At 68.8% G+C, this 19298-nt stretch carries 17 protein-coding genes; 7 read left to right on the top strand and 10 right to left on the bottom strand.

From position 1 onward, the window contains the following. The 6 genes from BPET_RS04290 to BPET_RS04265 all read right to left on the bottom strand — a co-directional run bounded on the left by BPET_RS04290 (position 1) and on the right by BPET_RS04265 (position 6070). Positions 1 to 1272: a TRAP transporter large permease gene (locus BPET_RS04290; protein ID WP_012247863.1), complete on the bottom strand. Its 1272-nt coding sequence runs from the start codon at positions 1270 to 1272 to the stop codon at positions 1 to 3. Then, a complete protein-coding gene (locus BPET_RS04285; protein WP_012247862.1) occupies positions 1269 to 1901 on the bottom strand; it encodes a TRAP transporter small permease in 633 nt (210 codons plus the stop codon). The genes BPET_RS04290 and BPET_RS04285 overlap by 4 nt, the downstream gene beginning before the upstream one ends. After that, positions 1888 to 2892, bottom strand: a complete 1005-nt coding sequence (gene dctP, locus BPET_RS04280; RefSeq protein WP_012247861.1) for a TRAP transporter substrate-binding protein DctP — start codon at positions 2890 to 2892, stop codon at positions 1888 to 1890. The genes BPET_RS04285 and dctP (BPET_RS04280) overlap by 14 nt, the downstream gene beginning before the upstream one ends. Then, a complete protein-coding gene (locus BPET_RS04275) occupies positions 2889 to 4505 on the bottom strand; it encodes an amidase (RefSeq protein WP_012247860.1) in 1617 nt (538 codons plus the stop codon). The genes dctP (BPET_RS04280) and BPET_RS04275 overlap by 4 nt, the downstream gene beginning before the upstream one ends. Before the next feature lies 1 nt (position 4506). Then, entirely contained in the window at positions 4507 to 5496 is a 990-nt protein-coding gene (dctP, locus tag BPET_RS04270) for a TRAP transporter substrate-binding protein DctP (protein WP_012247859.1), read from the bottom strand. Between the two features lie 70 nt (positions 5497 to 5566). Beyond that, positions 5567 to 6070 carry a MaoC family dehydratase gene (locus BPET_RS04265; protein ID WP_012247858.1) on the bottom strand — a complete coding sequence of 168 codons (504 nt, stop codon included), beginning with the start codon at positions 6068 to 6070 and terminating at the stop codon, positions 5567 to 5569. Between the two features lie 180 nt (positions 6071 to 6250). Between BPET_RS04265 and BPET_RS04260 the strand changes: the two genes are divergently transcribed. After that, positions 6251 to 6730, top strand: a complete 480-nt coding sequence (locus BPET_RS04260) for a VOC family protein (RefSeq protein ID WP_012247857.1) — start codon at positions 6251 to 6253, stop codon at positions 6728 to 6730. 38 nt (positions 6731 to 6768) lie between these two features. On the opposite strand, the gene BPET_RS04255 is transcribed toward BPET_RS04260, so the two are convergent. Next, complete coding sequence (locus BPET_RS04255; protein ID WP_050978199.1) at positions 6769 to 7485, bottom strand: DUF2242 domain-containing protein; 717 nt, start codon at positions 7483 to 7485, stop codon at positions 6769 to 6771. 300 nt (positions 7486 to 7785) lie between these two features. On the opposite strand from BPET_RS04255, the gene BPET_RS04250 reads away from it, so the two are divergent. Continuing rightward, complete coding sequence (locus BPET_RS04250) at positions 7786 to 8700, top strand: PhzF family phenazine biosynthesis protein (protein ID WP_012247855.1); 915 nt, start codon at positions 7786 to 7788, stop codon at positions 8698 to 8700. Positions 8701 to 8742: 42 nt separating this feature from the next. Here BPET_RS04250 and BPET_RS04245 read toward each other — a convergent pair whose 3' ends face one another. Then, complete coding sequence (locus tag BPET_RS04245) at positions 8743 to 9642, bottom strand: LysR family transcriptional regulator (RefSeq protein ID WP_041863502.1); 900 nt, start codon at positions 9640 to 9642, stop codon at positions 8743 to 8745. A 118-nt stretch (positions 9643 to 9760) separates the two neighbouring features. Between BPET_RS04245 and BPET_RS04240 the strand changes: the two genes are divergently transcribed. From BPET_RS04240 to BPET_RS04230, 3 genes are all read left to right on the top strand, one after another. Next, positions 9761 to 11449, top strand: a complete 1689-nt coding sequence (locus BPET_RS04240; RefSeq protein WP_012247853.1) for an acyl-CoA dehydrogenase family protein — start codon at positions 9761 to 9763, stop codon at positions 11447 to 11449. 99 nt (positions 11450 to 11548) lie between these two features. Further along, complete coding sequence (locus tag BPET_RS04235; RefSeq protein ID WP_012247852.1) at positions 11549 to 12526, top strand: Bug family tripartite tricarboxylate transporter substrate binding protein; 978 nt, start codon at positions 11549 to 11551, stop codon at positions 12524 to 12526. Between the two features lie 12 nt (positions 12527 to 12538). Further along, positions 12539 to 13690: a CaiB/BaiF CoA transferase family protein gene (locus BPET_RS04230; protein ID WP_012247851.1), complete on the top strand. Its 1152-nt coding sequence runs from the start codon at positions 12539 to 12541 to the stop codon at positions 13688 to 13690. 236 nt (positions 13691 to 13926) lie between these two features. On the opposite strand, the gene ggt is transcribed toward BPET_RS04230, so the two are convergent. Continuing rightward, the gene (gene ggt / locus BPET_RS04225) at positions 13927 to 15681 is read right to left on the bottom strand and encodes a gamma-glutamyltransferase (RefSeq protein WP_012247850.1); all 1755 of its coding nucleotides are present in this window, start codon (positions 15679 to 15681) and stop codon (positions 13927 to 13929) included. Positions 15682 to 15825: 144 nt separating this feature from the next. Here ggt and BPET_RS04220 point away from each other — a divergent pair, with 144 nt between their 5' ends. Continuing rightward, positions 15826 to 16722, top strand: a complete 897-nt coding sequence (locus BPET_RS04220) for a LysR family transcriptional regulator (RefSeq protein ID WP_012247849.1) — start codon at positions 15826 to 15828, stop codon at positions 16720 to 16722. Between the two features lie 89 nt (positions 16723 to 16811). On the opposite strand, the gene BPET_RS04215 is transcribed toward BPET_RS04220, so the two are convergent. Continuing rightward, positions 16812 to 17795: a tripartite tricarboxylate transporter substrate binding protein BugE gene (locus BPET_RS04215; protein WP_081483048.1), complete on the bottom strand. Its 984-nt coding sequence runs from the start codon at positions 17793 to 17795 to the stop codon at positions 16812 to 16814. Positions 17796 to 18021: 226 nt separating this feature from the next. Between BPET_RS04215 and BPET_RS04210 the strand changes: the two genes are divergently transcribed. After that, the gene (locus BPET_RS04210; RefSeq protein ID WP_012247847.1) at positions 18022 to 18918 is read left to right on the top strand and encodes an AEC family transporter; all 897 of its coding nucleotides are present in this window, start codon (positions 18022 to 18024) and stop codon (positions 18916 to 18918) included. Positions 18919 to 19298 lie beyond the last annotated feature (380 nt).

Raw genomic sequence — 19298 nt, 5'->3', positions numbered from 1 at the left:
TCAGCTCACCAGCGCCAGCGACAGCGCGGGAACGTATGTAATCAGGGCCAGCGACACCAGCCGCGTGGCGTAAAAAGGCACTACCCCGCGCGCGACCTGCTCGACCGGAATGCGCGCGATGCCGCTCATGACGAACAGGTTCAGGCCGATAGGCGGAGTAAGCGTGGCGATCTCGACGTTGGCCACCATGATCACCGCGAAATGCACCGGGTCCACCCCCAGGTGCGTGGCCATGGGAAACAGCAGCGGCGCGGTCAGCACGATCATGGCCACGCCGTCCAGGAACATGCCCAGCATCAGCAGCACGACGTTAGCCAGCAGCAGGAACTGCCAGGCCGACATATCCATGCGTTCCATGAACCCGATCAGCGACGCCGACACGCCCATGCGCGCCAGGATGAAGCCGATCAGGCTGCCGCCCATCACCACCATGAAAATCATGGTGGACTGCAGGATGGACTCTTGCGATACCTTCCACACCGTGCCCCAGTTCATGGTGCGGTACACCAGCACGCACAGCACGGCCGCGTAGCCGGCGGCCACCGCCGATACCTCGGTGGGTGTGAAGATGCCCATGTAGATGCTGCCCAGCACCAGTACGGGCATCGACAGGGCGCCCGCCGCGCGCGGCAGGCGCTGCACGAACCCGGCCACGTCCGGCTTGCCGCTGGTGGCCCCATAGCCGTGCCGGCGCGTCAGCCATACGGTGGTGGTCAGCAGCAGGCCTGCTTCCATCAGCCCGGGCACGATGCCCGCCACGAACAGGCGGTCCACCGGCAGGCCCACGATGGAGCCAATCAGGATGAACCCTAGCGACGGCGGAATCATCAGGCCCAGCGTGCCGCCCACCGCCACCAGCGCCGCCGAAAAGCGCGGCGGGTAGTGCTCGCGCTTCAGTCCGTCCACGGTGGCCGCGCCGATGGCGGCGGCCGACCCGACGCTGGAGCCCGACACGGCCGCGAAGAACACGCAGGCCAGCATCACCGTCAGGGCCAGCCCGCCCCGCACGCAACGCACCAGGCTGCCGATCAGCTCGATCATCACGGCGACGATATTGCCGCGCATCATCAGGTTGCCCATCAGCACGAACATCGGGATCGCCATCAGCGGATAGCTGTTGATCGACTTGAACGCGGTCTGGGCCACCACGGTCAGCGGCACGCCGTCCACCGACATCACCATCGCGCTGGAAACCAGGCCCATGGCAGTGCCCACATGCGCGCCCAGCGCCAGCAGGACGAGCAGGCCGATTACGGAAAGTCCCAGTGTCATAGCAGCGGCTCCTGGCGGTTCATGGCGGCGGCCACGCCGGCATCGGGTTCGTCGTCGACGGCTTCGGGGGCAAAGGGGTCGCCCCAGCGCCACGCATGCCAGGCGGCGCAGGCGTAATAGCAGAACAGCGCCACGCCGCCCACCGGCATGGCCAGGAACAGCAACCACATCGGCAGCTCGAGCGAAGATTCGGAGACCATGCCCATGGTGTAGAACCGGTGCACTTGCGGAATGGACGAGTAGGCCAGGATGAAGGCGAACACCATGCCGGCCGCGCATGACAGCAGCCACGCCGCGCGCTGCGCCGCCGCCGGCAGCCGCTGCACCAGCAGTTCGGTGCGAATGTGATATTGGCGAAAGCCCGCCACGCCCAGCGTCAGGAAGAACGCCCACACCATCAGGAACCGCACCGATTCTTCCGCCCAGAAGTAGCTGATATTCAGCACATAGCGGCTGAAGCCCTCCAGCATCATGATGGACGTCGCGCCCAATGCCATGATGGTCGCGACAGCCAGCACCAGCCGCGAGGCCCAGCCCAGCCCGCCGAACCGCGGCGCGGCGCGCGGCGCGCCGCTGGCGGGCTGCCGCGCCGCCGGCATGCGCGCAGACTCCAGGTCACTTGCCATCATGGATGCACTCCTTGCGCACTTTTTCCAGCTGCGCAATGGCGTCCGCGTACTTGTTGCGGAACCCTTCGCCCGCCGCGACAAAGCGCGCCTTCAGTTTTTCAACCTCTTCCGGGGCCATGACGCGGTAGTGCCCGCCCTGCGCCACCATCTGCTCGATCAACTGGCGATCCTTGGCTACGGTTTCCTGCCATTGCCGCGCAATGATTTCCGCCAGTACGTCGTGGATGGCCTTGCGCTGCGCCTCGGGCAAGGCATCCAGCCATTGCTTGTCGACCGTCACGGCCGACGTGGCCAGCCCCATGCCGGGCGCCAGCGTGGCGTACCGGGCGGTGTTGCCCAGCACGTCGACCCAGCCGGCCGGCGAGGTCATGGCGCCATCGATGGCGCCCTGTGACAGCGCCGCCGACATTTCCGAGGCCGACATCGAGATCGGGCTGGCCTGCACCGACCGCATGGCATCCAGCATGATCTGCCCGCCAATCACCCGCACTTTCTGGCCCTTCAGGTCGGCCACCCGCTGGATGTCGCGGTCTTTCATCAAGAAGATCAGGTCGGCCGTACGCAGAAAGCCCAGCACCTGTATGCCGCGCGGCTCCAGGTAGCCGGAAATCATGCGCGTGAAGCCGTCGGCGAAGCAGGCGTTGGTCATTTCGTCGGTGGTCAGCGCGAACGGCAGGCTGGCCAGGCCCACGCGCGCGTCGAACTGCTCCAGGCGCGAAGACACGGGCCACACCATGTGCACGGCCCCCGTGCCCAGCGCGGCCAGTCCGTCGCGATCGTTGTAGAGCTGCGAGGCGGGGAAATACTTGCCCTGGATGGCGCCGTCGGTGCGCTTGCCGACTTCGGCGATGAACTGCTCGATGTACGGACTGGGGTTGGTGGCCAGCGGGATCTCGCTGGTGATGATCATTTCCGCCGCTCCCGCGCTAGCGCTCCAGCCGATGGCCAGGGCGGCGAACCATGGCGCGGCCTTGTTCCATAATGCCCTCATGTCGTCTCCTTATTGGTGGCCTGGTGGCCTGATTGTGCGCATGCCGCCGGGCGGCGCGCATGCCATTCGGTAGTCCGCTGGAACAACCGCCCCAGCGCCAGCACCCGGTCTTCCCCCAGCGGCGGACCCACCAGCTGCATGCCCAGCGGCAGGCCGCCGGCCCCCGCTCCCACGGGCAGGGTGAGCGCCGGCAGGCCCAGATAATTGACGCCGCGCGTCCATGCCGAGAGCAATGCGAACTCGCGCTCCAGGCGGCCCTGGTCGTCGCCCAGGGTGTCATCGACCCGCGGCGCCACATCGGGCGTGCAAGGCAACAGCAAGGCATCGGCCTCGCCCAGCGTTTCGCGCAGGTGGCGCCGCAGGAACGGCCCGCGCAGGCGCAGCGCATTGCAATAGTCCACGCCCGGCACCAGCAGGCCCCGCGCGATGCGGCGCCGCACCTGGCGGCCATAGCCATCGGCGCGCTCGCGCAGCCAGCGCTGGTGCATGGCCGCCGCTTCCACCGCCAGCACAATCGACGCCAGTTGCCCGGCCCGCTGCAACAGCGGATACGGCGAGGCCACGGCCACGCACTCCACGCCGGCGTCGCGCAACGCGCGCACGGCCTCGTCGAGCGCCTGCCGCATGGCGCCGGACATAGGGTCGTCGTCGCGCCAGCGCGGCACTGCCACGCGCAAGCGGCGCGGCGGCTGGCCCGCCACGACGGGTGCGTGCAGGCAGGACGGATCGGCGGCGTCCGCGCCAGCCAGCGCGCGGCATGCGTGGCCGCACAGTTCGGCCGACCAGGCCAGCGGGCCGATGCAGTCCAGGCTGGGAGACAGCGGCATGGCGCCGGCCACGCTGATGCGATGCTGCGTGGGTTTCAGGCCGGTCAGCCCGCATAAAGCCGCGGGCAGGCGCACCGAGCCGCCGGTGTCGGAACCGATGGCCAGCGGCACGTGCCCGGCCGCGACCGACATCGCGGCCCCGCTGGAACTGCCGCCCGAGACCCGTCCGGTATCCCACGGATTGCGGCCCGGCCCGTAGCTGGCATTCCAACCCGTCGGCGACATGGCGAATTCGGCCATGTGCTGCACGCCCAGCACCACTGCGCCCGCGGCGCGCAGGCGCGCCACCACCGTGGCGTCGGCGTCCGCCGGCGCGCTGTCGCGGCGCAGCGGCGTGCCCCAGCCGGCCACGCGCCCCTGCCGGTCGAACATGTCCTTGATGCCCACCGGCATGCCGTGCAGCGGCCCGCGCACCCGGCCTCGCCGGCGCTCATCGTCGCGCTGCCGTGCTTCGGCCAGCGCGGCCTCGGCGTCGACTTCCACCCACGCCAGCCGGCCGGGCGCGGCCTGCTCGATTTCCGCCAGGCTGGCGCGCACCCATGCCTCGCTGTCCAACGCGCCCACTTCTGCCGGCGCCGGCGCATCGGCCCACGCGGCCGGCGCCAGCGCATGCAGCATCTGGCCGAATGGCGCAGCCACCTGCTCCATGCCCAGCGACGCGGTTTCCCGCTCCAGGGCGTCGGCCAGGCCGGCCACCGCCGCGACCAGATCGGGCAGGTCCTGGTCGTCCAGCGGCAAGCCGCGCGCCTGCGACCACTCGCGCGCCGACCGGGTCAATGCATCCATTTCATACTCCGCAGCGCTTGGCGATGGCGTCGACTTGCTTGACCACCTCCGGGTATTTGTCGGTGTAGGCCTTTTTGGCGGTGTCGGCGCGGGCCTGCCAATCGGCCGCGGCCGCGTCGTCGGCCACGCGATAGACGGACCCTTCCTTCTCCATCTGCTTGATCAGCTTGTCGTCGGCCGCGCGGGCCTCTTCCCATTGGCGCGAGATAATGCTGTTCAGGCTGTCGGCCACGGCCTTGCGCTGCGCGGGCGTCAGCGCGTCCATCCAGGCGCGGTCCACCACCACCGCGTAGGTGGCCAGCGACATGCCGGGCACGTGGAACGCGTACTTGCCGGTCTTGCCTATCATTTCAGCCCAGCCGGCCGGCGAGGTCAGCACGCCGTCAATGGCCCCCTGCGCCAGCGCCGTACTCATTTCCGAGGCCGCCATCGAGACCGGACTGGCGTCGAAGCTGCGCACCATGTCCAGGAAAATACGGCCACCCGTCACGCGTAGCTTGGCGCCGCGCATGTCCTCCAGCGATTTCACGTCGCGGTCGCGGAAAATGAAGAACAGGTCGGCCGTGCGCAGCAGGCCCAGCACCTGCAACTGGCGCGACTTCAGCCGCTCGGACATCAGGTCGGTCAATCCGCTAGCGAAGCAGGCGTTTTCCATCTTCTTGTCCGACAAACCGAACGGCAGATTCACATAGCCCAGCCCGGGGTCCAGCGTTTCCAGCCGCACCGAGACCGGCCACACCATATGCACGGCGCCGGTGCCCAGCGCGGCCAGTCCGTCCTGGTCGTTGTACAGCTGCGCGGCGGGAAACACCTTGACCTGCACTTCGCCATGAGTGCGCTCGGCCACGTCTTGGGCGAACTCGTTCATGTAGCGGGTCTTCCAGTGCGAGGCCGCGACTTCGGACGTCAGCACCATCTCGACGGCGCCCGCGTGCAGCGGTAACGCCAGCGCGAGCAGCAGCGCCGCCCGGCGGAACAGCGAATGAACCATGACCAACTCTCCTTTGGATGAGTACTGCGATGCGGCGCGGGCGGCGCCCGCGTCGTCGGGTCCGGCGTGTTTATTTGTCGCCTACGCCGTGTCCCCGCTTGGGTACCAGGCAGGACCGTATGAAGTTCATGACCTCGACCCCGTCCTGGTTGTAGGCGCGTGTGCGCGTCGTCACGATGCCCTGCGTAGGCCGGCTGCGCGACTCGCGCAGCTCCAGCACTTCGGATTCGGCGTACAGGGTGTCCCCGGCAAAAACCGGAGCGGTCAGGTTGATTTCCTTCCAGCCCAGGTTGGCGATGGCCTTGCCGCTGACGTCGGCCACGGTCATGCCCAGCACCACCGCTACCGTCAGGCCGCTATTGACCAGCAGGCGTCCGAACTCGCTTTGGCCGGCATACGCCGCGTCGCAGTGCATGGGATGAAAGTTCATCGTCAACAACGAGAAATGAATGTTGTCGGCGTCGGTCAGCGTGCGGCCGGGGCGGTGTTCGTACACCGCCCCCACTTCGAACTCTTCCAGATAGCGACCGAAGCTGAAGCGATACCTCTTGGGTCCGGTGGATACCACCTCCATGACGTCTCCTTTGTCTTATTTATCACTTTGTCTGGACAAATACTCCAGCAAAGGAAAATCCCTGTCAACGAATTTCCATCATGCGGCGCAGCAAATACCGCCTGGCCGGCAGCCAATGCGTTAACGTGAGAGGTGTCGAGGCCGCGCGCGACCCGCCGGCTTTGCCAAGGGAGAGTCCGCATGGTCAGCAAGAACACGATTTGCCTCTGGTACGACAACGACGCCCTGGACGCGGCGCAGTTCTACGCCCGCACATTTCCCGACAGCGCCGTGGGCCGCGTTCTACACGCGCCCGGCGACTACCCTTCGGGCCAGCAGGGCAACGTGCTGACGGTCGAATTCACCGTGGCGGGCATCCCCTGCCTGGGCCTGAATGGCGGCCCCGCCTTCAAGCACAACGAAGCCTTCTCGTTCCAGATCGCCACCGACGACCAGGCCGAAACGGACCGACTGTGGAATGCCATCATCGACAACGGCGGCCAGGCAAGCGCCTGCGGCTGGTGCAAAGACAAATGGGGTCTGTCGTGGCAGATCACGCCGCGGGCCCTGACCGACGCCATTGCCGATCCCGACCCGGCCGCCGCGAAGCGCGCCTTCCAGGCGATGATGGAAATGACGAAAATCGACATCGCCGCCATCGAGGCGGCGCGCCGCGGGTAGCCCGGCGCCAGTCATGCGCCAGGCTGCCGGCTGGGAAATCAGCGCGGCGTGGCTGGGGCGGGCTGCGGTGCGGGCTGTGGCGCGGGCTGTGCCGCGGGTGCGGCGGCCGGCGGCGCCGGCGGTCGCGTCGGGGCCGCCGGCGCGCCGGTGCCCGGCCTGGCTGCGGCGCCGTTGACGTTGGCCGGATTCTGGCCCGGCGTCGCGCCCGCACTGATAGCGGCCCGCGCCGACGCCAGGTTGCGCTCGACCTGCTCGAAGAACCCTTCGTAGAACGCACCGCGCGATATGGTTTCGCTGGACGTCTTGACCAGCGAATCGTCGCTGGCCCCCACCGGCATGGACACCGCGCCCAGCACGCTGAGGCCCACGCTGGCTGAATTGCTGGACTTCTTCATCGTGTACAGCTCGCGCAATGCGCTGACATACACAATGGCGTTGCCGTCGCCGCTGGGCGCGCAGTCCACGTTGAACAGGATCTGCGCATGCTGGTCGTCGTTTTCCTGGTCCTGGTAGTTCTTGTGGCCGCTGACCCGGTTGGGCTCGGCCTTGTCAATAATGTAGCCCTGCCCCAGCAGCGAACGCCGCCCGGCTTCGCAGGCCACCTGGCTGGAACCCGCGAAGCGGTGGGAATAGGTGTTCCCCTGGGTAAAGGAATCGCGCTCGTCGATGGTCGGCGTGGCCTTGCAGGCGGCCAGCAGCAAGGCCAGGGCCAGCAGGCCGGCGCGCGGCGCCGGCAACGGATATTTGGCAAGCATGGTCGAATAAGCGCGCGCCAGGGGCGCCCGGCGCGATGGGCTGGCAGTAATAAAAATCCATTCTTTCCGATCGCTGCGCGCGTGCCTGATTCCAAGCGTGTGCAGGCCGCTATGTTTGTTACCGGCTTCCCGCGCGGCCCGCCGCCGGCCGCTCCGCCTTGAAATAAACATCCAAGCAACGGAACACCCTGGAACCGTGCCGCGGCGCCCTGTTATGGCGTGAATCCAACAATTCTGTGTCTGTCGCGCCGATGCCGCGCCGCCTATATTTCCCGCATGGAAAAAAGAAAGCAGGGCCAGATGCGCTACCGCTACGTTACCGCCGATGTATTCACCCCGCAGGCCTACTGCGGCAACCCGCTGGCCGTGGTGCTCGACGCCCAGGGCCTGAGCGCCGCGCAGATGCAGCGCATTGCGCGCGAGTTCGGTTATTCGGAAACCAGCTTCGTGCTGCCGCCGCAAGACCCGGCGCATACCGCCCAGGTCAGGATCTTCACCCCCGACCGCGAGGTGCCGTTCGCCGGCCATCCGAACATCGGCACCGCGGTGGTGCTGGCGCGCGAGCTCGCACAGGCGGGCGCACGCGTGCCGGACAAGTTCGTGTTCGAAGAAGCCGCGGGCCTGGTGCGCATCGCGCTGGCCGCGGGCGCCCACGGCATCGAAGGCGCCGAACTGCTGGCCCCCGAGCCGCTGTCGCGCGGCAGCGAAGCGCCGGCGCAGGCCGTGGCGCGGGCCTTGAAGCTGGCCCCGGCCGATATCGAGCTCTCCGAGCACGCGCCCCAGGTCGTGTCGGTGGGGCTTGCCTTCCTGGTGGTGCAGCTGGCCAGCCGCGATGCCCTGCGCCGCGCCGCGCCGGACGCCGACGGCTACGCCGCCTTGATGCCCCAGACCGGCGCAAAATCCATCTACGCCTACACCACCGATACCGGCGCCGACCTGATCGACCGCCCCACCGACCTGCAGGCGCGCATGTTCACCGGCCGCATGACCGAAGACCCCGCCACCGGCAGCGCCACGGCCGCGGCCACCGCGCTGCGGGCGGCGCTGCGCGGCAGCGGCATGCTGCGGCTGCGCGTCGGCCAGGGGGTGGACATGGGCCGCCCCAGCCTGCTGCTGGCGCATGCCGAGCCTCGCCCCGACGGCGTGTGGGCAGGCGTGGCAGGCCAGGCCGTGGTAGTCATGGAAGGCTCGTTGCCGGCGCCGCCCCTGCCTTGATCCGCGCCCGCGGTGGCGCCGGCAGCCGCCGCGCGGCCCGCCCTATTGTGGCGCCGCGTACTGGTATTGGGCCCGCACCAGGTCGACCGCCGTGCGCAGCAGCGGCGCATCCGTGTCGCGCGGCCAGATCGCCTGGCTGACCGAACGCGCCGGGTGATCGAAAGCAATGAACCGGGTGCCCGCCAGGCCGCTGCGCGCCAGGCAGGCCGGCACGATCGACACCCCCAGTCCTTGCGACACCAGCGCCGCCACGCTGAGCCAATGCCGTACCTCGTGGCGGATGGCCGGGTGAAAGCCCGCCGTCACGCACAATGACAGCACGGTCTCGTGGTAGCTGGGCGACGCCGCGCGCGCGAACAAAATGAAATCGTCGTGCGCCAGCGCCTGCAGCGACACGCGCCGGCGCCGCGCCAGCGGGTGGGTGTCGGGCACGCACAGCACGAAGGGCTCTGCCACCAGGTTCAGGGTCTGCACTTCGGCGGGCGCGGGGTTGGCGTGAATGAAGCCCAGGTCCTGCTCGCCGCGGCGCACGGCCTCGATCTGCTCGTGGGAATTCAGCTCGGTCAGCACATGCTCGACATCGGGCAGCGCCGTGCGCATCGCGGCCAGCAGGTCGGGCAGCCCGCGGTACAGCATCGAGCCCACGAAACCAATGCGCAACCGGCCGCGCAGCCCCGCGCCCACGCGCTGCACCAGCGTGCCGATGGCCTCCGACTGGCGCAGCAACGCCTGGGCCTCGCGGTACAGCACGCGGCCCGCCTCGGTCAGCTCCACGTGCCGGCTGGTGCGCTCGAGCAGGCGCGTGCCCAGTGTGGATTCCAGCTGGCGTATGGCATAGCTGAGCGGCGGCTGCGACAAATGCAGGCGCGCCGCCGCGCGGCTGAAATGGCGCTCTTCGGCCACCGCGATGAAGTAGCGCAACAGACGGGGTTCCAGCTCCATGGCATGCCTTCCTGCATTGCAATCAATATATTTTATGTATTGTTCTACATAAAAACGGTATTTGTATAGATAAATGGCCTGCGCGACCATGCACTTTCCTGCTACCCGAGCGCCTGCCATGTCCCCGACTTCTTCCGCCACCACCGACGTCCCGGATTCGCGCGGCCTGAACCTGTTCAGCGCCGACCCCTACGCGGCCAGCCTTTGCGCGCTATATCTGCCGCCCGACCTGCACGCCCATCTGCTGCCGCACCTGGAGCGCCTGGGCGCGCTGGCTGGCGGCCACATCGACGCGCTGGCGGCGGTCGCCGACCAGAACCCGCCCACCCTGTCGGTGCGAAACCGCGCCGGGCAGGACGAATCGCGCGTGCACAAGCACCCCGCCTATGTCGAGCTCGAACGCCTGGCCTACAGCGAATTCGGGCTGGCCGCGCTGTCGCACCGCGGCGGCGTGCTGGACTGGCCCGCGCCCATGCCGCCAGCGGCCAAATACGCGCTCAGCCACCTTTTCGTGCAGGCCGAGTTCGGGCTGTGCTGCCCGGTCAGCATGACCGACTCGCTGGCCCGCACGCTGCGCAAGTTTGGCGACCCTGCCCTGGTCGAACGCGTGCTGCCGCAGGTCACCTCGCAAGATTTCGACGAACTGCGCCAGGGCGCCATGTTCATGACCGAACAGGGCGCCGGCTCGGACGTCAGCGCCACCACCACCCGCGCCGAGCCACAGGCCGACGGCACCTGGCGGCTGCATGGCGACAAATGGTTCTGCTCCAACCCCGATGCCGGTTTCGCCATGGTGCTGGCGCGCAGCGAAGACATGCCCGGGCTGAAGGGTGTGTCGCTGTTCCTGCTGCCGCGCGACCTGCCCGACGGCACGCACAATGCCTATCGCATCCTGCGCCTGAAAGACAAGCTGGGCACGCGTTCGATGGCCAGCGGCGAAATCCGCCTGGAAGGCGCGCTGGCGTGGTTGGTGGGCGAGCGCGGCAAAGGCTTCAAGCACATGGCCGACATGATCAACAACTCGCGGCTGTCGAACGGCATGCGCGCAGCCGGCCTGATGCGCCGCGCCGTTACCGAGGCCATTTACTTCGCGCAGCACCGCCGCGCGTTCGGCAAGCGCCTGATCGACATGCCGCTGATGCGCCGCCAGCTCGCCAAGATGAACGTGTGGGCGGAACAGGCGCGCAGCGTCATGTTCCAGACGGCGGCGGCGCTGGCCGATGCCGAACAGAACGCCGACGCCGCCGCGCTGGCCCGCATCCTGACGCCGCTGATCAAGTTCCGCGCCTGCCGCGACGCGCGCAAGGTTACCGGCGACGGCATGGAAGTGCGCGGCGGCTGCGGCTACATCGAAGAATTCGTCGAGGCCCGGCTGGTGCGCGACGCGCACCTGGGCTCGATCTGGGAAGGCACCAGCAACATCGTGGCGCTGGACGTCCTGCGCGCCATCCAGAAAACCGACGCGCTGGCGGTGCTGCGCCGCCATGTCGACAGCCTGCTGCAGGACGGCGAGCCCTGCGCTCCCGCGCTGGCCGACACCCAGGCGCGCGCGCTGGACGGCGCCTTCGCGCTGGCGGACCACGCCGCGCTGCAAGACCGCCCCGACCTGGCCCGCCAGGCGGCATCGGCGCTGTACCACGCGCTGTCGCTGGCGGCGCTGCGCCGGGAAGCGCGCGCCCCGGGCCTGGCCGGCCGCGGCGTGCTGGCCGACCAGGTGCTGCTGCACCGCCTGACGCCGCGCGACCCCTGCGCCATTCCCGCCGACGAAGACGCCGCCTGCCGCGCCATGCTGGCCCACGCTTTGTAGTAACCGCCGGCCAGCCGCAGGGCCGGCCATTTCCATAACAGCGCCATCCGACCCGCCAAGAGGGCGAGAGCGCGCTCATCGACACCTGGAGAGACAACCATGCATCGTCGCATCTTCTGCCTGGCTCTGGCCGGCGCCGCCGTCCTGGCGTCCGCCCCCGCAACCGCCGCCAGCACCTTCCCCGAACGCCCCGTGACCCTGGTGGTGCCCTTCCCGCCGGGCGGTCCCACCGACGCCATGGCGCGGCGCCTGGCCGACGGCCTGAAAGACCAGCTGGGGCAGACCGTGGTGGTGGAAAACCGCAGCGGCGCGGGCGGCAACATCGGCGCCGAGTACGTCGCCAACGCCAAGCCGGACGGCTACACCATCCTGTTCGGCACCTCGGGGCCGCTGGCCATCAACGTCAGCCTGTACAAGAACCAGCAATACGATCCGCAGAAAAGCTTCGCGCCCGTCATCCGCATCGGCCACCTGCCCAATATCCTGACCGTGCATCCGTCGGTGCCGGTGCACAACGTGCAGGAACTCATCGCCTACGCCAAGAAAAACCCCGACAAGCTGAGCTACGCCTCGTCGGGCAACGGCGCCTCGTCGCACCTGGCGGGCATCCTGTTCAACAAGATGGCGGGCACGCAGATCCTGCACGTGCCCTATAAAGGCACCGGACCTGCGCTGAACGACCTGCTGGGCGGCCAGGTATCGATGTCGTTCACCGACATCCTGACCGCGCTGCCGCACGTGCAGGCCGGCAACCTGCGCGCCATCGGCCTGGCCAGCGCCGAACGGTCCGACGCGCTGCCCGATCTGCCCACCATCGCCGAGCAGGGCCTGCCCGGCTACGACGTCAGCGTGTTCTTCGGCATCGTGGCGCCGCGCGGCACTCCCGCCGACGTGGTGGCCCGGCTCAACCAGGCCTTCGTTGACACGCTGGCCCAGCCGGCGGTGAAGCAGGCGCTGCACGCGCAGGGCATCGTCGAAGCGGACGACAAAACCCCGCAAGGCCTGGCGTCGTTCATCGACGCGCAGGTGCCGAAATGGCGCGGCATCATCCGGGAAGCCCACGTGGCCATGGACTGAGGACACATCTGAATGCCTATTCCTACGTTGCAAGCCGGCGCCCTGGCGGGCTGCCGGGTCATCGACCTGTCGCGTGTGCTGGGCGGCCCCTACTGCACGCAGTTGCTGGCCGACCACGGCGCCGACGTCATCAAGATAGAACCGCCCGGCGGCGACGAAACGCGCGGCTGGGGGCCGCCCTTCCTGGGCGAAACGGCGTCGTACTTCATCGGCGTGAACCGCAACAAGCGCGGCATGGCGCTCGACTTGTCGCAACCCGCCGGCCAGGAACTGTTGCGCCGGTTGCTGGCCGACGCCGACGTGCTGGTCGAAAACTTCAAGCCCGGCACGCTGGAAAAATGGGGCTTGGGATACGACACGCTGAGCGCGGCGTTTCCCCGCCTGATCCACTGCCGCGTCAGCGGCTTCGGCGCCGACGGGCCGCTGGGCGGCCTGCCCGGCTACGATGCCTGCGCGCAGGCCATGTGCGGCCTGATGAGCGTCAACGGCGACGCGGGCGGCGAAGCCACGCGCGTGGGCCTGCCCGTGGTGGACATGGTCACCGGGCTGAACGCCGCGGTAGCCGTGCTGCTGGCGCTGAACGAACGGGCCCGCAGCGGGCTGGGCCAGTTCCTGGACATCACTCTGTACGATTGCGCCGTGTCGCTGCTGCACCCGCACGCGGCCAATTATTTCTACAGCGGCGCAGTGCCCGGCCGCACCGGCAACGCGCATCCGAATATCGCGCCCTACGAGACCCTGCCCACGCGCAGCGGGCCGATCTTCCTGGCGGTGGGCAACAACCGGCAGTTCGCCGCGCTGGCGCGGGCGCTGGGCGCCCCGGGGCTGGCCGACGACGCGCGCTTTGCCAGCAACGCCAGCCGCCTGCAACATCGCGAAGCCCTGCGCGACGAGCTGGCCGCGCTGCTGGCAGGACACGACGCCGCCGCACTGGCCGAGCAACTGCTGCGGCAGGGCGTGCCGGCCGCGGCCGTGCAGAACGTCGAAGACGTGCTGCACCATCCGCACACGCGTCATCGCGGCATGGTGCTGGAACACGGCAACTATCGCGGCGTGGGCTCGCCCATCAAACTCTCGCGCACGCCCGCCACCCTGCGCCGCCCACCGCCCGCCCTGGGCGAGCACGACGCCGAGATCCGCGCCGAAGCGGACACGCCCCCGTGAACCAGCAATAGCCAGCAGAAGCCGGGGATGGCGGCACGTGCGATGTAGTGTTGACAGGCGTGCGCTAGTAGTCGCCAGGCATGCAGACATAGCAGCCAAGCATGCAGACGTCGCAGCCAGGTGTCGGGCTCCGCAGGTGCCCGACACCGTTGTGGGCAACGGCTGCCTGCATCGCACGAGGCCAGGTACCTGCGGAGCTCGACACCTGCCACTATCGAGCCCGAACAGGGCGACCCTTATTCCCCCAGCACCAGCCCCTCGCGACGCGGGTCGGCGCCGCCCATCAGGCGGCCGTCTTGCATGACGATGCCCTGGATGCCGCTGGGAAACTCCACCGCCTTCACCTCGTGCCCCATGCCCCGCAGGGCCGGCATCATGTTTTCCAGCGCCGTGCCGCGTTCGAGTTCAGTGGCCTGGTTGCGGCTACCCATGTTGGGCAGCGCAATCGCCTGCTGGATATCCAGGTTCCAGTCCAGCACGCCCACCAGCGTCTTGGCCACGTAATTGATGATGGCGCTGCCGCCCGGCGAACCCACCGCCATATAGGGCTTGTCATCGCGGAACACGATCAGGGGCGCCATCGAACTGCGCGGCCGCTTGCCCGGCTGCACGCGGTTGGCCACCAGGCGGCCTTCGGGGTCTTGGAACGACAACGAAAAATCGGTCAGCTCGTTGTTCAGCAGAAAGCCGCGCACGAATATCTTGCTGCCGAAGGCCGATTCAATGGAATTCGTCATCGACACCACATTGCCCTGCGCGTCCGCCACGACGACGTGCGAGGTCGAAGGCACTTCCAGCGCGTCGTCACGCGCGCGGCGGACCAGCAGGCCGGCCGGGTCGCCCGGCAGCGCCGTGCCCATGCTGCGGTCGGGGCGGATCAGCGCGGCGCGGCGGGCCAGGTAGGCCGGCTGCAACATCGCGGCCACCGGCACATCGGCGAACGCGGGATCGGCCACGTAGAAGCCGCGGTCGGCGAAGGCCAGCCGGCCGGCCTCGGCGAAATAATGCACGGCCTCGACGCTCTGCGGCCCCAGCTTGTCCATGGGAAAGCGCTGCAAGATGCCCAGCATCTGCATCACGGCCAGCGGGCCGCTGCTGGGCGGCGGCGGCCCGCACAGGCGATAGGCCCGGTAGTCGGCGCAAACCGCGTCACGCACGCGCGCGCGGTAGCCCGCCAGGTCGGCCACGCTCAGGTCGCCCGGCACGGCATGCGCGCGCACCGCCGCCACGATGTCGTGCGCGATATCGCCGTGATAAAACGCATCGGCGCCCTTGTCGGCCACCCGGCGCAGCACCTGCGCGTAGTCCGGGTTCTTCAGCACATGTCCCACCGGCCAGGGCTGTCCGTCGGGCGCGTAGAAATAGCGGGCGGCCGCCGGCTGGGCGGCCAGCTCGGCGCGCGCGTCGGCCAGCAAGGCATGCAGGCGCGGCGACACTTCGAACCCCTGCGTGGCCAGCGCGATGGCCGGCTCGAACAGGCTGCGCCAGGGCAGCCTGCCCTGCTGCCGGTGAGCCAGCTCCAGCCCGCGCAGCAGCCCCGGCGTGCCAACCGACATGCCGTTGTTGACCGCCTGCCGGAATGGCAGCGGCTTGCCGTCGCGCATGAAGCGATCGGGCCGGGCCGCCGCGGGAGCCGTCTCGCGCGCATCGTAAACGCGCAACTCGTGCGTGCCCGCGGCGTAGTGCAGCATGAAACCGCCTCCGCCTATGCCCGACGACTGCGGTTCGGTCAGGCCCAGCACCAGCTGCGCGGCAATGGCGGCATCCACCGCGCTGCCGCCTTCCCGCAGGATGCGATAACCGGCCTCGCTGGCCAGCGGGTTGGCCGTGGCCACCATGAAGCGCCGCGCCGTCACGGCCTGCTTGGCCACATAGCCCGAGGCCGCCTCCGGGTTCAGGCTTTCGTGCGCCGCCGGAGCGGCCGGCTGGCCGGCGGCGGCGCCGCACAGCAAGGCGGCGCACCAGGCGCCCGCCCATCGTAGAACACGCATCGAGGTCTCCCGCATCGCGCGGCGCCCGGCATGGCGCCGACGCAGGCATTATCGCAATAGAATGCCAGGGGCCTGCCGTTCTTTCGACGCCGCCGGCTCCAGGCCTGTTCATCCTGCGTCCAGCCATCACTGCCACATTGCCCCATGCGCCTGCGCCACATAGAAATTTTCGAGGCCATCCGCCGCACCGGCTCGCTGACCGAGGCCGCGGCCGCGTTGCATATTTCGCAGCCCGCGGCCAGCAAGCTGCTGGCGCATGCCGAAGCGCAACTGGGCTTCAAACTGTTTGAACGGGTCAAGGGCCGCCTGGTGGCCACTCGCGAAGCGGAAATCCTGACCCCCGAAGTCTCGCGCCTGAACCAGGACCTGAACAGCGTGCGCCGGCTGGCGGCCAGCTTGCGCGAACGTCCGCACGGGCACCTGCGGATAGGCTGCGCGCCGGCCCTGGGGCTGGGCCTGCTGCCCCAGGTGGTGCGGGCCAGCCGCGATGCCCGCCCCGGCATCACGTTCGACATCCACACGTATCACAGCGCCGAACTGGTGCAGGGCCTGCTGGCGCGCGAACTCGACTTGGCGGTCACGTTCGACATGCACGATTACCCCGGCCTGACCCGCTCCACGCTGGGCCATACCGAACTGGTGCACCTGGGGCGCAAGCCCGGCGGCGGCGCCACGCGGCTGGCCGACCTGGTCGACGACACCCTGATCGTGCTGGATTCCCGCGACGCGTCGGGCTCGCTGCTGCAGATGGCGCTGGACGCGCAAGGGCTGGACCCCGACGTGGCCATCCAGGTGCAAACCCACTACGTGGCCTGCGCGCTGGTCGACGCGGGCTGCGGCGAAGCCATCGTCGACGCTATCACCGTGCGCGCCATGCTGCGCCCCGGCATGGTGGCGCGCCGTCTCGACCCGCCCCTGAAAGTGCCGCTCAGCATCCTGACGCGCACGCAAGACCCACTATCGGCCCTGCACCGCGAACTCATCGAACGGCTACGCCAGGCCTGCGCCGAACTGGCCCGGCACCTGCCCGGCGAAGCGTGAAACCCGGCCAGGCATGAAAAACGGGCGCCCGCGGGCGCCCGTGTGCCGTGCGGCGGCAGGCCCGGCAGGCCCACCGCTGCGTGCGCGGCTTACTGGAGCGAGATGTTGCTCTTCTTGACGATCTCTTTGGCCCAGTCGTACTGCTCCTGGATTTCCTTGGCGAACTCTTCCGGCGTGTTGCCCGACGGCGCCGAACCCTGCTTGTCGAGGGCTTCGATGACCTTCGGGTCTTTCAGGGCCACCACCGCAGCGTCGCGCAGCTTGTTCACGATGTCCATCGGGGTGCCCTTGGGCGCCAGCAGGCCATACCACACCGGCTGGTTCAGCTGCGGGAAGCCGACTTCCTTGAAGGTGGGCACGTCTTTGATGGCGTCGATGCGCTCGGGCCACGCGATGGCCATGGCGCGCAGCTTGCCGGCCTGGATTTGCGGCATGGACGACGGCAGGTTGTCGAACAGGATTTCGATCTGGCCGCCCACGGCGTCGGCCACGGCCGGACCCGAACCCTTGTAGGGCACGTGCACGATGTCGGTGCCGGTGGCGATCTTGAACGATTCGCCCATCAGGTGCAGCACGCCGCAGGTGCCCGAGCTGCCGTACGAGTACTTGCCGGGATTCTTCTTCAGTTCTTCGAGGAAGCCCTTGAAGTCTTTGGCGGGGAACTTGGGGTTCACCGACACGACGTTGGCGGTGTTCGCGAAGTTGGTGACCGGCTGGAAGTCTTTGATGGGATCGTAGGGCAGGTCGTTGGGACGGCATGCCGAGTTGACCGCCATGGTCGAGACCGTGGCGATGGACAGCGTGTAGCCGTCGGCGTCGGCGCGGGCCGCCTCGGCAGCGCCGATGGCGCCGCCGGCGCCGCCCTTGTTCTCGACGACCATGGGCTGGCCGAGTTCCTGGCTCATGCGCTGGGTGACCAGGCGCGCGATGATGTCGGTGGAGCCGCCCGGCGCAAAGGGCACGATCACGCGAATCGGCTTGCTGGGGTAAGCGTCAGCGGCCACGGCGGCCGACGTGGCCGCCAGGCCGGTGGCCAGCGCGATGGCCGATGCCAGGTTACGTGCTTTGATCATCATTGTTGTATTTCCTCCAGGTGCGGGCCCCCTGTATGGGGGCCGATAGTGCAGGCTTCGGCGACCCGCCGATAAGCCGGCCGCCGCGCAAACAGGTGAGCTAAGTCTATGGATTTCGGCGTGCCCGTGGCGCACGCGCTCAGCCGAATTCGGGGAGAATAGCAGCAAAACGGCCAGATCGCGCGGCCGGAACATGCGGTAGTTTCCCCAACTTTTCAGAAATTTTATGTCGGTCGCCCTGCTCGTTTTGCCGGATTTTCTGTTGGTCGCCCTGGGCTGGCTGATGCGCCACAAACTGGGATTCAACCGTGAATTCTTCGCCGGCACCGAGCGCATGGTGTACTTCGTCCTGTTCCCCGCCATGCTGTTCCAGGCCATCCTGCGCACGCCCATCAGCGCCGGCAGCGCCCTGGCGCTGCTGCAGGCCACGGCGACCCTGGTGGCGGCCGGCGTGGCGCTGGCCTGGCTGGGCGGGCGCGCCCTGCGCGCGCCACCGCTGGCCCTGGCATCGGCAGCGCAGTGCGGCTACCGCTTCAACACTTACATCGGGCTGGCGCTGGCGGCCAGCCTGGGCGGGCCGCAAGGCCAGACCACCATGGCACTGATCGTCGGTTTCGCCGTGCCCATCGCCAACGTGGCGGCGGTGTACGGCCTGGCGCGGCATGGCAGCAGCAGCCTGCTGCGCGAGTTGCTGCGCAATCCGCTGCTGATGGCCACCCTGCTCGGCCTGGCCGGCAACCTGGCCGGCCTGCAATTGCCCGGCCCGATCGACGCCGTCCTGGCGCGCCTGGGCGCGGCCTCGCTGGCGCTGGGCATCTTATGCGTGGGCGCCAGCCTGTCCTGGCAAGGCGGCCAGGGGCACGGCCGGCTGATCGCCTGGGTGTTGACGGTGAAGCTGCTGCTATTGCCCCTGGCCGCCCTGGCCTCAGCCCGCCTGTTCGGCCTGCCGGCGGCCGAAGCACGCATGCTGCTGCTGTTCGCCGCCCTGCCCACCGCTTCGGCCGCCTACGTGCTGGCGATGCGGATGGGGGGCGACGGGCGCATGGTGGCGCTATTGATTTCGCTGGGGACGTTGTTGTCGGTGTTGACGATACCCGTGTGGTTGGGGGTGGCCGGGGGGTAGCTCGCGGGGGCGGCTGCTGCGTTGGGCGTTGCGTGCGGTTTCTTCTGGCGTCTGGGCGGGATGGCGGGCCTGCCTCGGCTTCACGGGGCCGTCCGGGCGCCCCGCGCGCCCGGGCCCGGCCCCGAGGCGCCTCGCCAGGCCCGCCATCCCACCCAGACTTGCGGTGAATCGGAATTGCTGCGTCGCCGGGGCGGGCGGGGTTCTTGCCTGTCTGGGCAGCCGCGGTTGATTAGAGAAAAAGGTTGCGGGGCCGCCCTTGAACGCCGCCCTGCGCGGCGTTCAAGGGCATTCGGGTGGTGGCTTGCCGAGGTTGCCGTGGAGAACGCTGCCTCGCAGCTGCACGCATGCCCCCGCGCGAATGCCGAACGAAGCCGCGCAGG

Origin of the sequence: Bordetella petrii, assembly GCF_000067205.1 — a bacterium.
GTDB lineage: Bacteria > Pseudomonadota > Gammaproteobacteria > Burkholderiales > Burkholderiaceae_B > Bordetella_A > Bordetella_A petrii.
Note: the sequence above shows the minus strand (reverse complement) of the source record. Positions and strands in the feature narration are given on the sequence as shown.